Raw genomic sequence first — 14,978 nt, 5'->3', positions numbered from 1 at the left:
ACCCGGTGTCGGGCAAGGGCAGGTGGTGACCGGCGACACGACAGCAGGCGGTTCCCTCGGCTACCCCTCGGTAACTAAGGTGCCCGCATGACGACGCTGAGCGGGAAGACGATCCTCATGTCCGGCGGCAGCCGCGGCATCGGCCTGGCCATCGCGCTGAGGGCGGCGGCCGATGGGGCCAACGTCGCCCTCATCGCCAAGACCGACCGGCCCGACCCGCGCCTGCAGGGCACCATCCACACCGCGGCGGCGGAGATCGAGGCAGCCGGCGGCCAGGCGCTGCCCATCGTGGGCGACGTCCGCGACGACGCCACCATCGAGCGGGCGGTGGAGGAGACGGTCGAGCGGTTCCACGGCATCGACATCGTCGTCAACAACGCCAGCGTGCTGAACCTGTCGGGCACCTCGGCCCTCGAGCCGAAGCGCTACGACCTCATGCAGGACGTCAACGTGCGCGGCACGTTCATGCTGACCCGGGCCGCCATCCCCCACCTGGTGCAGGCCGAGGACCCCAAGGTGCTCACCCTGAGCCCGCCGATCAACCTCGACCCCCGGTGGTTCGGCACCCACCCGGCCTACACCATGGCCAAGTACGGCATGACGATGGCGGCGCTCGGGTTCGCCCACGAGCTCGCCGACCTCGGCATCTCCTCGACCGCGCTCTGGCCGGCCACCCTCATCGCCACCGACGCGATCGGCAACCTGCCCGGTGGTGAGCAGATGATCGCCGTCTCCCGCAAGCCCGACATCGTGGCCGACGCGGCCTACGAGGTCCTCACCACGGCCGGCCAGGAGCTCAACGGCAAGACGCTCATCGACGAGCACCTGCTGCGCGAGCGCGGCGTGAGCGACTTCGCGCCCTACTCCATGACGGGCAGGGACGAGGGCCTGGCGCCCGACATCTTCCTCGGCTGACGGGGCTGCCTGACCGCTCGCCGCTCCTGGTCCGCCGCTCGCGGACAGGGGCTTGTCGGGCTCGGGGCCACGCGGTGGGATGGGCCCCATGACTGCGCCGCCCTCGCACACCACCGGCAGGACCGACCTCCCGCTGCTCGAGGAGACCATCCCGGACAACCTCGACGCCACGGTCGCGCGGTTCGCCGACCGGGAGGCGCTGGTCGACGTGCAGGAGGGCGTGCGCTGGACCTACCGCGAGTTCTCCGACCGCACGGTCGAGCTCGCCCGCGCCCTTCTGGCGGTCGGTGTCCGCAAGGGCGACCGGGTCGGCATCTGGGCGCCGAACTGCGCCGAGTGGACGCTGACGCAGTACGCCACAGCCCGGATCGGCGCGATCCTGGTCAACATCAACCCGAGCTACCGCACCCACGAGCTCGAGTTCGTGCTGAAGCAGGCGGGCATCTCGCTCCTGGTGTCGGCGGCCGAGTTCAAGTCCTCGAACTACGCCCAGATGGTCGAGGAGGTCCGCGACGACTGCCCGGACCTGCGCGAGGTGGTGCTCATCGGCACCGACTCGTGGGAGGCGCTGCTGGCGCGGGCGGCGGAGGTCCCGGCCGAGGAGGTCGCCCGCGTGCAGGCCGGGCTCGACCGGCACGACCCGATCAACATCCAGTACACGTCGGGCACCACGGGCTTCCCCAAGGGCGCGACCCTCAGCCACCGCAACATCCTCAACAACGGCTTCTTCGTCGGCGAGCTGTGCCGCTACACCGAGGGGGACCGCATCTGCATCCCGGTGCCCTTCTACCACTGCTTCGGCATGGTGATGGGCAACCTCGCGGCCACCACCCACGGCGCGTGCATGGTCATCCCCGCCCCAGGTTTCGACCCGGCAGCGACCCTGAAGGCCACTCAGGACGAGCGGTGCACCTCCCTCTACGGGGTGCCGACGATGTTCATCGCCGAGTGGGCCCTCCCTGCCTTCGACAGCTACGACCTGTCCACCGTGCGCACGGGCATCATGGCGGGCTCTCCCTGCCCGGCCGAGATGATGAAGAAGCTCATCGCAGCAGGGATCGAGGAGATGACCATCTGCTACGGCATGACCGAGACCTCGCCGGTGTCGACCCAGACGCGCACCGACGACACCTTCGAGCGCAAGGTCGGCACGGTCGGCGCGGTCGGCCCGCACCTCGAGATCAAGGTGGTCGACCCGCTCACCGGCGAGACGCTGCCGCGGGGGCAGGCCGGTGAGTTCTGCACCAAGGGCTACTCGGTGATGCTCGGCTACTGGAACCAGCCCGACAAGACCGACGAGGTCCTGCAGGACGGCTGGATGCACACCGGCGACCTCGCCGTGATGGACGAGCACGGCTACGTGCAGATCACCGGCCGGATCAAGGACATGGTCATCCGGGGTGGCGAGAACATCTACCCGCGCGAGATCGAGGAGTTCCTCTACACCCACCCCGACATCCTCGACGCGCAGGTCATCGGGGTGCCGGACGCGAAGTACGGCGAGGAGCTGTGCGCCTGGATCCGGATGAAGGAGGGCGCCGAGCCGCTGACGGCCGAGAGGGTGCGCGAGTTCGCCACCGGCAAGCTGGCGCACTACAAGATCCCGCGCTACGTCCAGATCGTCGACGAGTTCCCCATGACGGTCACGGGGAAGGTGCGCAAGGTCGAGATGCGCGAGAAGTCGGTGGCCGCGCTGGGCCTGTCGGGACGGGGCTGAGGCGGAGCCAGCCCGAGGCCCGCGCGGGTGCTGACCTGCGCGGATGCCGCCCACGAGTCGCGCTTCGCGCCGGGCGGGCCTACGTTGGCAGTGCCGGTGACCCCGGTGCCGACGACCCCAGGAGGGCTCAATGGAAGGCAGCAACATTCTCTGGATCGTGCTGGTGGTGGTGGTCGTCATCGTCGCCGCTGCGCTGCTCATGCAGACGTCGAGCAAGCGTCGGGCCGAGGTGCACCGTGACCAGGCCGAGCAGATCCGCCGGGAGGCGCAGGAGCACGACCGCGAGGTGCGTGAGCGCCAGGCGCGTGCCGAGGAGGCGGAGGCCCAGGCCCGCAAGGCCCGCGCCGAGGCCGAGCAGCGGGCGGCCGAGGCCAAGCGGCTCGAGGCCGAGGCGGAGCGCCGTGGTGAGCACGCCGACGCCATCCGGGCCGAGCGTGACGAGCAGCTGCGCAAGGCGGACGCGCGCGACCCCGACGTTCGCACCGACAAGGAGGGCTACCGGGTCGACGACGACGGCAACCGCCTCGACGAGCAGGGCAGCGGGCTCGACGAGTCCGGCAACCAGGTCCACCCACGAGACCGTGCCTGATGGGCGGCAACGCGATCTGGTGGGTCATCGGCGGGCTGCTCGTCCTGGCGCTGCTGTGGTTCCTCTTCAGCCGACTGGCCACGAGCGACCGTGGCGCCGGGCGTCCGCCGGGTGAGCAGAGCGGGCCGGCCGGGGCTGCCTGGCCCCAGCAGCACCCGAACGCCGGCGAGGACGTCGATGAGGGGGGAACCCCGCCCCGCACCTGACCCGGGTCAGTGGGCGACCACGTGGTTCGACGTATGCCGGGAGCGCACGGGAGGCCGGATACTGGCCTTCTGGTGCGCTTTCGGCATCCGTGCTCCCACCACCTCGGGTGGTCGGGAATGGTGGTGGGCGGAAGCGCGTTGGGATGGGTAGTTGAAACATGAACTACCATGTGCCGAGGAGCCGAGATGCCTGCTGTGACCGTCCCTGACCTGACCGTGCTGCCCCGCGTGCCGGCCGTCGCGCCCGTTGCCCGCCAGCGGGCCGTGCGGTCGATCACGACTGCCCCCGGCGGCCTCGAGGGCGAGGGCTTCCCGGTCAAGCGCGCCTTCGCCGGCGTCGACCTGCGCGACCTCGACCCGTTCATCCACATGGACGAGATGGGTGAGGTGGAGTACGCCCCCGGTGAGCCGAAGGGCACGCCGTGGCACCCCCACCGCGGCTTCGAGACCGTCACCTACATCATCGACGGCATCTTCGACCACCACGACTCCTTCGGTGGGGGCGGCACCATCACCAACGGCGACACCCAGTGGATGACTGCCGGCGCCGGCATCCTCCACATCGAGGCGCCGCCGGAGCACCTGGTCGTCTCCGGCGGCCTGTTCCACGGCTTCCAGCTCTGGGTGAACCTGCCGCGCGCCGACAAGCTCAAGCCCCCGGCCTACCAGGACCTGCGCTCGAGCGAGGTCGGCCTGCTGACCTCCGCCGACGGTGGCTCCCTGCTGCGCGTCATCGCCGGCGAGGTGGGCGGCGTCGCCGGGCCGGGCTCCACCCACACGCCGATGGCCATGGTCCACGCGACCATCGCCCCTGGCGGCTCCCTCGAGCTGCCCTGGCGGCCCGACTTCAACGCGCTGGTCTACGCCATAAGTGGCGACGGCTTCGTGGGTCCGACCCAGTCGCCCCTCGGCACCGGTCAGCTCGCGGTGCTCGGCCCCGGTGACGCGCTGCGGCTCTCGGCCGCGCAGCACCAGCAGGCCCGCTACTCGGACGGGCTCGACGTCGTGATCCTCGGCGGGCGCCCGATCCGGGAACCCGTGGCGTGGGCCGGCCCGTTCGTCATGAACACCAGGGCAGAGGTCGTCCAGGCCTTCGAGGACTACCAGGCGGGACGCCTCGGTCAGCCCGGCCACGCGATCCCGCACGGCACCCAGGGCGGCGTCCTAGACGCCTGAGACGAGCGTCTCACCCGCTCGAGTTGGGCGGTCGTGAACGAATCGCTACGCTGCGTAGCGTTATCGAGAGGAGTAGAGACCGTGACCCGGAACCTGACCCGCACCCGCACCCGCACCCGTGCCAGGGCGATCGCCCTCGAGCCCGGCCGCTACCCGAACGACTACCTGCACTCCGACCGCCCGTACGAGCAGACCCAGGGCGACATCGGCGGCAGCCTGTTCCTCGGCGCGATCACGCTCGTCGCGCTCATGGCCCTCATCGTCACCGGCCTGGTCTGAGCACCCGGTCGAGGCAGGCGCACGCCAGCGCCCCCGTCTGCTCCGGCCCGTCCAGCGCCTGACGCCGGACGTCGCCATCCGGGACCATGGTCCTGAACCCGGCGACGCGCGGCGCGACCGTCGTCACAATTCAGGCACCGGGACGGCGGCTACCCCCTAGGTTGGCGTCCGCAAGGGCTTTCCTGCTGTGACGTCTCGTGACGGGAGCAACCGTGCGCATTGGTGTGCCGAAGGAGTCCAGGCCCGGGGAGACCCGGGTCGCCGCCACGCCCAAGACCGTGGGCCAGCTCATCGGCCTCGGCTACGAGGTGGTCGTCGAGGCCGGGGCGGGCCAGCGCTCGAGCTTCAGCGACGCGGCCTTCCAAGAGGCCGGCGCCGCCGTGGGCGGGCACGACGAGGCGTGGGACAGCGACGTCGTCATCAAGGTCAACGCGCCCACCGACGAGGAGATCGCGCGGCTGCGTCCGGGCGCGGTGCTCGCCAGCCTTCTCGCCCCCGCACTGAACCCCGAGCTCGTCGACCGGCTCGCCGCACAGGGCGTCACCGCCCTGGCCATGGACGCCGTGCCCCGAATCTCCCGCGCGCAGGCCCTCGACGTGCTCAGCTCGATGGCCAACATCGGCGGCTACCGCGCGGTCGTCGAGGCGGCCCACGAGTTCGGCAGCCTCTTCACCGGCCAGGTGACCGCCGCCGGCAAGGTGCCGCCCGCCAAGGTGCTCGTCATCGGTGCCGGCGTCGCCGGGCTCGCCGCGATCGGCACCGCCAACAGCCTCGGCGCCATCGTGCGGGCCTTCGACGCCCGCCCCGAGGTGGCCGAGCAGGTCGAGTCGATGGGGGCCGAGTTCCTGCGCATCGAGGGCCTCGAGCAGGAGGGCCCGAGCGCCACCGGCTACGCCAAGGAGATGGGCGAGGACTTCAACCGCCGGGCGGCCGAGCTCTACGCCGAGCAGGCCGGGGACGTCGACATCATCATCACCACCGCCCTCATCCCCGGAAAGCCCGCGCCGCGCCTCATCACCAAGGAGATGGTCGCCTCGATGCGCCCGGGGTCGGTCATCGTCGACATGGCGGCGGCCAACGGGGGCAACGTCGAGGGCACCGTCGCCGACCAGCTCGTGGTCACGGACAACCAGGTGCGCATCATCGGCTACACCGACCTGCCCGGACGCCTGCCCACCCAGGCCTCGCAGCTCTACGGCACCAACCTGGTCAACCTGCTCAAGCTGCTGACGCCGGAGAAGGACGGCAAGGCGGTCGTCGACTTCGACGACGTGGTGCAGCGGGGCATGACCGTATGCCGTGACGGCCAGTCGACGTGGCCCCCGCCTCCGGTGGCGGTCAGCGCCGCGCCCGCGGCAGCCCCCGTCGCCGAGAAGTCGGCGCCACCCCCGCCGAAGGTGCGGGACCCGCGGCGGAGGTACGCGCTCATGGGCCTGGCCGCGGTCATCTTCGGGCTCGTCGCGGCCTGGTCGCCGGCGACGTTCCTCGGCCACTTCACGGTGTTCGCGCTCGCCGTGATCGTCGGGTTCTACGTCATCAGCAATGTCGCCCACGCGCTGCACACCCCGCTGATGTCGGAGACCAACGCGATCAGCGGCATCATCCTCGTCGGCGCCCTGCTGCAGATCGGCAGCGAGGACCCGGTGGTGCGCACGCTGGCGTTCGTCGCCACCGTCATCGCCAGCATCAACATCTTCGGCGGGTTCGCGGTGACCAACCGCATGCTCCAGATGTTCCGGAAGGACTGAGGCGCCGATGACCACCAATCTCGTGCAGGCGGCATACATCGTCTCCGCCGTGCTCTTCGTGCTCTCCCTCGCCGGGCTCTCCAAGCACGAGAAGGCCAAGGAGGGCAACGCGTTCGGCGTCGCCGGCATGGTGATCGCCCTCGTGGCCACCATCTGGCTGGCGGTCGACCAGGCCGAGAACGGCCCGCTGACGCTGATGCTCATCGCGGTGGCCATGGCCATCGGTGCCGCGATCGGGCTGTGGCGGGCCCGGGTCGTCGAGATGACGCAGATGCCCGAGCTGGTCGCGATCCTGCACAGCTTCGTCGGCGCCGCGGCGGTGCTCGTCGGCTTCAACTCCTACCTGAGCGAGGAGGGGCTGGAGGGCTCGCTCGCGACGATCCACAACGTAGAGGTCTTCCTCGGCGTCTTCATCGGCGCGATCACCTTCACCGGCTCGGTCGTCGCCTTCCTCAAGCTGAGCGCGCGCATCAAGTCGTCACCGCTGATGCTGCCGGCCCGGCACTGGCTCAACCTGGCAGCGGTCGTCGTCTCGGTGGGCCTGTTGGCGTGGTTCGTGGCGTCGCACTCGGTCGTGCCGCTGGCGGTCATGACCGTGATCGCGCTGGCGTTCGGGTGGCACCTGGTCGCCTCGATCGGCGGCGGTGACATGCCCGTCGTGGTGTCGATGCTCAACAGCTACTCGGGGTGGGCGGCGGCCGCCGCCGGCTTCATGCTCGGCAACGACCTGCTCATCGTCACCGGCGCCCTCGTCGGCTCCTCCGGTGCGATCCTCAGCTGGATCATGTGCCGGGCCATGAACCGCTCGTTCATCTCGGTGATCGCCGGCGGCTTCGGGCAGGAGGTCTCGGTCGGGGAGGCCAAGGACTACGGCGAGCACCGCGAGATGCTGGCCGACGAGGTGGCCGAGATGCTGCGGGACGCCCACTCGGTCGTGATCACCCCGGGCTACGGCATGGCGGTGGCCCAGGCGCAGTACCCCGTGGCCGAGCTCACCTCGCAGCTGCGCAAGAAGGGCGTCAACGTGCGCTTCGGCATCCACCCCGTCGCAGGTCGGCTGCCGGGCCACATGAACGTGCTGCTCGCCGAGGCGAAGGTGCCCTACGACATCGTCCTGGAGATGGACGAGATCAACGACGACCTGTCCGACACCGACGTCGTGCTCGTCATCGGCGCCAACGACACGGTCAACCCCGCCGCCGAGGAGGACCCGACCAGCCCGATCGCGGGGATGCCGGTGCTCGAGGTCTGGAAGGCGCGCAACGTCGTGGTCTTCAAGCGCTCCATGGCGACGGGCTACGCCGGCGTGCAGAACCCGCTGTTCTTCAAGGAGAACGCCGCCATGCTCTTCGGGGACGCCAAGGACCGGGTCGAGGACATCATCAAGGCCCTCTGACCCTGCGGGACCTTTATCGGGTGACCCGAGAAAGTTGGGGCGGGTCAGGGGAGGGGGTGGCCCGCGTCGGCGACGATGTCGAACTCGTTGCCCTCGGGGTCGGCCATCACCTGCCACCAGATGCCGAGCTCGTCGTAGAGCTCGAGCACCGGGTGCCCCACCCGCCGGCCCCCGCGTGACTCGAGCTCGTCGATGAGGGACTCGACGCCGCGCTCGAGCGGTGGGTGGATGTCGAGGTGGCTGCGGTTCTTGCCCACCTTCGGCTCGGCCACCTGCTGGAGGATGAACACCGGCCCGGGCGGCTCGCCCTCGCGCGGCGCGAGCACCTCGAAGTCCTCGAGGGACCCGGCCGGCTCGTAGCCCAGGGCCGCGCACCAGAACGGCACCAGCGTCTTCGGGTCGAGGCAGTCGAGGACGACGGAGACTCTCATGGGGCCACGGTGGCAGAGGAGCGCCGCCGGGCGCAGGAGATCGTGCCGCAACAGCAGGAGGAGGGGTATGTCGCGTGGTGGCCACCCGGCATACCCCCGGCCCCTTGGCCAAGGGTCGCTAGCGGGCGGCGGCCTCGATGCGCTCCTTCACCCTGGGTACGAAGGACGCAGTCATGCGGGCGGTCACGAGGTCCCCCACGTAGGCCAGGGGGGGAAGTCGCCAGAACGACCGCGGGTGGCGCTCCATGGTCACCTTGGTGCCCGTGCCCTCGGGCTCGAAGGTGTAGTCCCAGGTGCCCATCACGGCTTGGGAGGACTTCTCGGTGATGTGCTGGTTCGGCACGACGTCGGTGTAGACCTCAAAGCCCTCGAACGGGATGCCGGCGATCTTGGAGTGCCAGCTGAAGTAGGTGCCGGTGCCCTCCTTGGTCTCCTTCACCTCGTCGTACTCGATGTCCAGCGTGGTGAGGTCTGCCAGGGCCATCGGGTCCTTGAAGTAGCCGAAGACGGTCTCGACCGGCGCCTCGATGTGCATGGTCATGGCTGTCATGGTGCTCATCTCCTTGCTCGTCCGTCGTCGCCGAGTGCCTGCAGGGGCCGACCCGGCGATCCCCCTTGCCACTTTCACGCTAGGTCGGCACGAGGGGCACGGCAGAGGCCAAGGACCCCGGTGTCGACCTGTCAGGTGCCGGTCATGCTGGGCAGCCGGCCCTCCTTCGCGCGCCCGTGCAGGCGGCTGCTGCGGTAGGAGTAGGCGAAGTAGATGACGATGCCGATGGCCATCCAGATGATGAAGCGCAGCCAGGTCTCCACGCTGAGGTTGAGCATCAGGTAGAAGCAGATCAGCGCCGAGACGATCGGCAGCACCGGCACCAGCGGCACGCGGAAGGCGCGCTTGAGGTCGGGCCGCCGGCGCCGCAGGATGACGACGGCGATCGACACCAGCGTGAAGGCCGCGAGGGTGCCGATGTTGACCATCTCCTCGAGCTTGCCGATGGGGGTCAGCGACGCCACGAGGGCGATGAACGCGCCGAGGGTCAGGGTGATCCGCAGCGGGGTGCCGGTCTTGACGTTGGTCTTGCCGAGGGCCGGCGGCAGCAGCCAGTCGCGGCTCATCGCGAACACGACGCGGGTGGCGCCGATGAGCAGCGTCATGATGACCGTGGTCAGGCCCGCGACGGCACCGGCGGCGATGAGGGTGGCGTAGCCGTCCTTGCCCACCGACTCGAAGGCCGAGGCCAGCGCCGCCTTGGGGTCGATCTGGTCGTAGGGGACCATGCCGGTGATGACGGCGGCGACGCCCATGTAGAGCAGGGTGCAGATGACCAGCGAGGCGATGATGCCGATCGGCAGGTCGCGCTGGGGGTTCTTGGCCTCCTCGGCGGTGGTGGCGACGACGTCGAAGCCGATGTAGGCGAAGAAGACGATCGAGGCGCCGGTGATGATGCCGAGCGTGCCGAAGGTCGACGGCTCGATGCCGAACAGCACCTGGATGAGCGGTGCGGTCAGGCCCTCCTCGGCGGCCGTGGGCTGCGACGGCGGGATGAACGGGCTGTAGTTGGCCCGGTTGACGAAGCCGATGCCCGCGATGATCACGAACAGCACGATGAAGACCTTGATCGCCACGAGCACCAGATTGACCCGCATCGACTCCTTGATGCCGGCCGAGACGAGCAGCGTGATCAGCGCGACGAGGCTGAAGGCCAGCAGGTCGAAGCTCGAGCCGGGTCCGACCGCCGCGGGCCAGGTGAAGCCGAGCTGGCTGAGGAACAGCTCGGCGTACTGCGACCAGCCCTGGGCCACGACGCTTGCGCCGAGCATGAGCTCGAGCAGCAGGTCCCAGCCGATGATCCACGCGACCAGCTCGCCCAGCGTGGCGTAGGAGAACGTGTACGCCGACCCCGACACCGGGACGGTGGAGGCGAACTCGGCGTAGCACAGGGCCGCCAGGCCGCAGCAGATCGCGCCGACGACGAACGAGATGATGATCGACGGCCCGGCGTACTCCTGCGCGGCGCGGCCGGTCACGGTGAAGATGCCGGCGCCGATGATGACACCGACGCCGAAGACGGTCAGGTCCGTCGCGGAGAGCCGCTTCTTCAGCTGGTACTCCGGCTCGTCGGTCTCCCTGATGGACTGCTCGACGGACTTCGTGCGCATCAGGCTCACGGCGGGCCACCTCCCGGGAAAAGGAAAGTCGCCCCCCGGGGGGCGACCCGGACGGACCTACGCTAGCGCCGATCCCGGCGACCCGCCCAGCGCGAGCTCAGCGGCGCTCGTCGTCCCAGCGGTCGCGCGGCGGGAGGTGGGGGATGGGGCCGGTGTCGGCGTCGCGGTCGACGCGCCCACCCCCACGCCGGTCGGGGCTGCGGTAGAGCGACTCGCCGGTGCCATCCCGCGGGGTCTCCACGCGGATGGCGGTGGAGTGGCGCTCGTCGTCCCACCCGGCATACGGGGAGGGCAGCGAGGAGGCGGGGGCTGCGGGGTCGGGCACGGCCCCGGCCCTGGCCTCGTGGCGTGGTGCATCCTGGAAGCGGCGGTCGGCCAGCCGGAAGATCTCGGTGCAGATCGCCCGGTAGTTGGTGTCCGGGCTGGGCACCCAGTTGACCTCGCGGAGGGCCTGGTCCTGCCCCGCGCTCTCCATGACGAACCGGCCGTAGCCGAACAGCCGGCCGGGGACCGACCGGGTGTAGGACATGTCGGTGACCTTGGACAGCGGCATCATCGACACCTTGCGGGTGATGAAGCCGTAGAAGAGCAGCAACCGCTTGTCGGTGGCGACGAACCAGTCGTGGCGCCACTCGGCGACCCGGTAGGCCGTGCGGCCGACGACCGCGAACCAGGCCCACCACAGGAGCGTGCTCACCAGCCCGAACCGGGCCGGGATGGTGGCGTCCACCCACAGGACGAGGGCGCCGGACACCAGGGCGGTGGCCACCGGCTCGGCGACCTTGCCCCAGTGCTGGTGCACCGCCGTGACGAGCCGCTCGCCGTCGAGCAGGTAGCGGTCCAGCTCGCGGTTCGGGCTCGTCAGGCTGCGGGCCACGGGTCGGGTCCTAGCTGAGCAGGGCGTCGAAGAACGCGCCGATGTTCCTGACGCCGTCGACGAGGATGTCGCCCGCGGTCTTGACGATGTCGGCGGCGCGGTCGGGCGAGGTGAAGATCGCGTAGACGCCGAACGCGACGAGGACCCAGAGCAGGATCTTCTTCACGCGCTGCATGTCATCTCCTTGATCGGTGGGGACGGGGGAGAGGCGCCGGCTCGGGGGTGCCGGCAGGGGGCATCACAGCATCGTCACAGATGCGGCAAATCGGACGGGTCAGGCGCGCCGAGCGGGGGGCCTCCCGCCTCAGACCAGGCCGTACAGACGGTCGCCGGCGTCGCCGAGGCCCGGGACGATGTAGCCGTGCTCGTTGAGGCGCTCGTCGACGGCGCCGGTGACCAGCTGCACCGGCACGTTGAGGTCGGCGATCTCGTCCTCGAGGTGCTTGATGCCCTCGGGAGCCGCGAGCAGGGTGACCGCGGTGATGTCGTCGGCGCCGCGCTCGACGAGGTAGCGGATCGTCATCGCCAAGGTGCCGCCGGTGGCGAGCATCGGGTCGAGCACGTAGCACTGCCGACCCTTGAGGTCGTCGGGCAGGCGGTTGGCGTAGGTGATGGCCTCGAGGGTCTCCTCGTTGCGCTGCATCCCGAGGAACCCGACCTCGGCGCTCGGCAGCAGCCGGACCATGCCCTCGAGCATGCCCAGGCCCGCCCTCAGGATCGGCACGACCAGCGGCTTCGGGGTGCTGAGCTTGATGCCGGTCGTCGGGGCCACGGGGGTCTCGATCTCGAACGGCTCCACGCGCACCTCGCGCGTGGCCTCGTAGGCCAGCAGGGTCACCAGCTCCTCGGCCAGGCGGCGGAAGGTCGGGGAGTCCGTCCGCTTGTCGCGCAGGTAGGTCAGCTTGTGGGCGATGAGCGGGTGGTCGGCGACGTGGACACGCATAGGCGAAACTTAGCGCGTGCCCGACCACCGACGTCCAATGCCCGACCCCCGGTATGCCGCGTGGATGGGTCGTGCGCTCGAGCTCGCCACCGCGGCCGCCGCCTCCGGCGACGTGCCGGTGGGGGCCGTGGTGGTCTCCCCGGCGGGGGAGGTCATCGGCGAGGGCAGCAACCTGCGCGAGGCCGACGGCGACCCCACTGCGCACGCGGAGGTGGTGGCGCTGCGGGCGGCCGCGCGGCATACCGGCGAGTGGCGCCTGGAGGACTGCACGCTGGTGGTGACCCTCGAGCCCTGCCCCATGTGCGCCGGAGCCCTGCTCCTCTCACGCATCTCGACCCTGGTGCTCGGCGCCTGGGACCCCAAGATGGGGGCCTGCGGCTCGGTGTGGGACATCGTGCGCGACCGGCGGGCGACCCACCGCGTCGAGGTCGTCGGCGGGGTCCGGGAGGCCGAGTGCTCGCAGGTGCTGCTCGACTTCTTCGCCGACCACCGCGTCTGAGGCGTCGGCTCAGGCGACCTCGACGTCCTCCGTGGGGCGCTCGCCCGCCGGCTCGACCTCGTGGGCGCTGACGCGGGGCATCAGCACTCCGGCCACGACCGTGAGCAGGGCGGCGACGAAGACGGCGAGGAAGACCGCCGCGCCCGCGTCGGTGGCGGTGCCGGGGTCGGTCTCGGGTCGGCCCGACGCGGCGATGACCGCGTTGGCCACCGCGCCGAAGACCGCGGCACCGACCGCGCTGCCGATGGAGCGGGCGAACATGTTGGTGCCCGTGGCCACGCCACGCTCGTTCCACGCGACGCTGGCCTGGGCGGCGATGAGCGACGGGGTGGCGACCAGGCCCATGCCCATGCCGGCGACGAAGCAGGTCACGGCGACCACCGCCACCGACGGCGACTGGGCGAGCAGGGCCAGGCTGCCCGAGCCCAGCACGACGAGCCCGAGGCCGACCAGCACGGTGGGGCGGAAGCCGTGGCGGAGGTAGAGCAGGCGCCCCGAGAACGTCGCGGCCAGCGGCCAGCCCAGCGTGAGCGCAGCCAGCGCGAGGCCGCCGACCAGGGGGCTGACGCCGAGGGAGTTCTCGAGGTAGGTCGGCACGAATGAGGTGAGCCCGATGAGGATCACGCCGATGCCGAGGGCGAGGAAGGTCGTGGTCGCCAGGAGCCGGCGGCTCAGCACCCACAGGGGCAGCACCGGCTCGGCGGCCCGGCGCTCGACGGGCACGAACAGCGCCAGCAGCAGGCCGCCGACACCGAAGACCGCCAGGCTGACCGGCGAGCCCCACGCCCAGGCCTGGCCGCCCTCGAGCACACCGAGGATGACCAGGGTCATGCCCACCGTGAGCAGCCCGGCGCCGAGGTAGTCGATCCTGTGCCGGCGCCGGGTGACGCTCTCGTCGAAGTTGCGCACGATCAGGGCCCCGGCGAGCAGGCAGAGCGGCACGTTGACGAAGAAGATCCAGCGCCAGATGCCGAGCTGCGAGAACACGCCGCCGAGCGTCGGGCCGACGACCGACGACATGGCCCAGACGCTCGCGATGTAGCCCTGCGCCTTGGCCCGCTCGGCCACGGTGTAGATGTCGCCGGCGATGGTGATGGCCATCGGCTGCACCGCACCGGCCCCCAGGCCCTGCAGCGCCCGGAAGGCGATCAGCGCCGGCATGCTCCAGGCGAGGCCACAGAGCACCGAGCCGATCAGGAACAGGCCGATGCCGAGCAGCATGATCGGCTTGCGCCCGAGGGTGTCGGCGAGCTTGGCGTAGAGCGGCACCGAGACGGCCTGCGCCAGCAGGTAGACCGAGAACAGCCAGGGGAACTGCGAGAAGCCGCCGAGGTCGCGCACGATCGACGGCACGGCCGTGGCCAGGATGGTGGCGTCGATCGCGATCAGTCCGGTCGAGACCATCAGGGCGAGCAGGATCGGCCCCCGCTCGGACCGCAGTCCGACGGCGTCTGCTGTGGCTGGGGTCACGTCAGGGGACAAGGCGTCCGCCAGTCGATCCATTCCCTCGCATCCGGTGGCTGGTCGGGCCGAGGCCTGCCGGCGGACTACAGACCACTGCCCTTCCGAGGTATGCCGTGGGCTCACCGCCTGCTCGCCGCGCCGCGGTGGACAGTCGGCCGGTCGCTGCCCGGGCCCGATTTCTTCGGCGGTCCGCTGCTCTAGTACCCTGCTCGGCGGTGGCGTGTCCGAGCGGCCTAAGGAGCACGCCTCGAAAGCGTGTGAGGGGGCAACTCCTCCGTGGGTTCAAATCCCACCGCCACCGCCATGTGATCTCTGAAGAGATCCGCGACAGCCGGACCCATCGTGTGGGTTCGGCTGTCGTTCATTTCGGGGGCCGTGCGAGGTTCTGCGGCTGGTAGTCCCGGCGCGGCTCGATGGTCTGCTCGCGCAGGAGCTCGGCGGTGAGGGCGGGCCCGAAGCGGGTGTCCCGGTCGCATGGCTGACATCGAATCTTCACACGACCGACCGGCCGTCTTCAGGTGCCAGTCGGACGCTCGAGGCATGGGCGGACAGAGCCGACACCCGCCCCG

The 14,978-nt window shown here is 70.5% G+C and carries 16 protein-coding genes and 1 tRNA gene; 10 read left to right on the top strand and 7 right to left on the bottom strand.

The features are described 5' to 3' along the window. Window positions 1–87: 87 nt before the first annotated feature. The 8 genes from P0Y31_RS01595 (at window position 88) to pntB (ending at window position 8,026) form a co-directional block, all read left to right on the top strand. Complete coding sequence (locus tag P0Y31_RS01595) at window positions 88–915, top strand: NAD(P)-dependent oxidoreductase (protein ID WP_275866325.1); 828 nt, start codon at window positions 88–90, stop codon at window positions 913–915. An 88-nt stretch (window positions 916–1,003) separates the two neighbouring features. Beyond that, window positions 1,004–2,632: an AMP-binding protein gene (locus tag P0Y31_RS01590; protein ID WP_275866324.1), complete on the top strand. Its 1,629-nt coding sequence runs from the start codon at window positions 1,004–1,006 to the stop codon at window positions 2,630–2,632. Between the two features lie 130 nt (window positions 2,633–2,762). Continuing rightward, entirely contained in the window at window positions 2,763–3,221 is a 459-nt protein-coding gene (locus tag P0Y31_RS01585; RefSeq protein WP_275866323.1) for a hypothetical protein, read from the top strand. Further along, the gene (locus tag P0Y31_RS01580; RefSeq protein ID WP_275866322.1) at window positions 3,221–3,427 is read left to right on the top strand and encodes a hypothetical protein; all 207 of its coding nucleotides are present in this window, start codon (window positions 3,221–3,223) and stop codon (window positions 3,425–3,427) included. The genes P0Y31_RS01585 and P0Y31_RS01580 overlap by 1 nt, the downstream gene beginning before the upstream one ends. Before the next feature lie 186 nt (window positions 3,428–3,613). After that, window positions 3,614–4,603: a pirin family protein gene (locus P0Y31_RS01575; RefSeq protein ID WP_275866321.1), complete on the top strand. Its 990-nt coding sequence runs from the start codon at window positions 3,614–3,616 to the stop codon at window positions 4,601–4,603. A gap of 81 nt (window positions 4,604–4,684) precedes the next feature. Continuing rightward, a complete protein-coding gene (locus P0Y31_RS01570; RefSeq protein WP_275866320.1) occupies window positions 4,685–4,882 on the top strand; it encodes a hypothetical protein in 198 nt (65 codons plus the stop codon). A 212-nt stretch (window positions 4,883–5,094) separates the two neighbouring features. After that, a complete protein-coding gene (locus P0Y31_RS01565) occupies window positions 5,095–6,630 on the top strand; it encodes a Re/Si-specific NAD(P)(+) transhydrogenase subunit alpha (RefSeq protein WP_275866319.1) in 1,536 nt (511 codons plus the stop codon). A gap of 7 nt (window positions 6,631–6,637) precedes the next feature. Then, window positions 6,638–8,026, top strand: a complete 1,389-nt coding sequence (gene pntB, locus P0Y31_RS01560; protein ID WP_275866318.1) for a Re/Si-specific NAD(P)(+) transhydrogenase subunit beta — start codon at window positions 6,638–6,640, stop codon at window positions 8,024–8,026. A 44-nt stretch (window positions 8,027–8,070) separates the two neighbouring features. Here pntB and P0Y31_RS01555 read toward each other — a convergent pair whose 3' ends face one another. The 6 genes from P0Y31_RS01555 to upp all read right to left on the bottom strand — a co-directional run bounded on the left by P0Y31_RS01555 (window position 8,071) and on the right by upp (window position 12,446). Further along, window positions 8,071–8,457, bottom strand: coding sequence for a VOC family protein (locus P0Y31_RS01555; RefSeq protein WP_275866317.1), 387 nt, complete (start codon window positions 8,455–8,457; stop codon window positions 8,071–8,073). 118 nt (window positions 8,458–8,575) lie between these two features. After that, entirely contained in the window at window positions 8,576–9,016 is a 441-nt protein-coding gene (locus P0Y31_RS01550; RefSeq protein ID WP_275866316.1) for an SRPBCC family protein, read from the bottom strand. Between the two features lie 122 nt (window positions 9,017–9,138). Further along, on the bottom strand, window positions 9,139–10,626 hold the full coding sequence (locus P0Y31_RS01545) for an amino acid permease (protein ID WP_275866315.1): 1,488 nt from the start codon (window positions 10,624–10,626) through the stop codon (window positions 9,139–9,141). Window positions 10,627–10,723: 97 nt separating this feature from the next. Continuing rightward, window positions 10,724–11,503, bottom strand: coding sequence for a PH domain-containing protein (locus tag P0Y31_RS01540; RefSeq protein WP_275866314.1), 780 nt, complete (start codon window positions 11,501–11,503; stop codon window positions 10,724–10,726). 10 nt (window positions 11,504–11,513) lie between these two features. Continuing rightward, entirely contained in the window at window positions 11,514–11,678 is a 165-nt protein-coding gene (locus P0Y31_RS01535; protein WP_275866313.1) for a hypothetical protein, read from the bottom strand. Between the two features lie 129 nt (window positions 11,679–11,807). Further along, window positions 11,808–12,446, bottom strand: coding sequence for a uracil phosphoribosyltransferase (upp, locus tag P0Y31_RS01530; RefSeq protein ID WP_275805635.1), 639 nt, complete (start codon window positions 12,444–12,446; stop codon window positions 11,808–11,810). Between the two features lie 64 nt (window positions 12,447–12,510). Here upp and P0Y31_RS01525 point away from each other — a divergent pair, with 64 nt between their 5' ends. Further along, window positions 12,511–12,945, top strand: coding sequence for a nucleoside deaminase (locus P0Y31_RS01525; RefSeq protein WP_275867063.1), 435 nt, complete (start codon window positions 12,511–12,513; stop codon window positions 12,943–12,945). Window positions 12,946–12,954: 9 nt separating this feature from the next. On the opposite strand, the gene P0Y31_RS01520 is transcribed toward P0Y31_RS01525, so the two are convergent. Further along, window positions 12,955–14,415 carry an MFS transporter gene (locus P0Y31_RS01520; RefSeq protein WP_275866312.1) on the bottom strand — a complete coding sequence of 487 codons (1,461 nt, stop codon included), beginning with the start codon at window positions 14,413–14,415 and terminating at the stop codon, window positions 12,955–12,957. A 208-nt stretch (window positions 14,416–14,623) separates the two neighbouring features. On the opposite strand from P0Y31_RS01520, the gene P0Y31_RS01515 reads away from it, so the two are divergent. Further along, window positions 14,624–14,713 (top strand) — tRNA-Ser (locus P0Y31_RS01515). The last annotated feature ends 265 nt before the right edge of the window (window positions 14,714–14,978 follow it).

The sequence above is a fragment of the Knoellia sp. 3-2P3 genome (assembly GCF_029223115.1).
Lineage (GTDB): Bacteria > Actinomycetota > Actinomycetes > Actinomycetales > Dermatophilaceae > Pedococcus_A.
The sequence above is the reverse complement of the archived record's forward strand: the minus strand, read 5'-3'. Positions and strand labels throughout refer to the sequence as shown.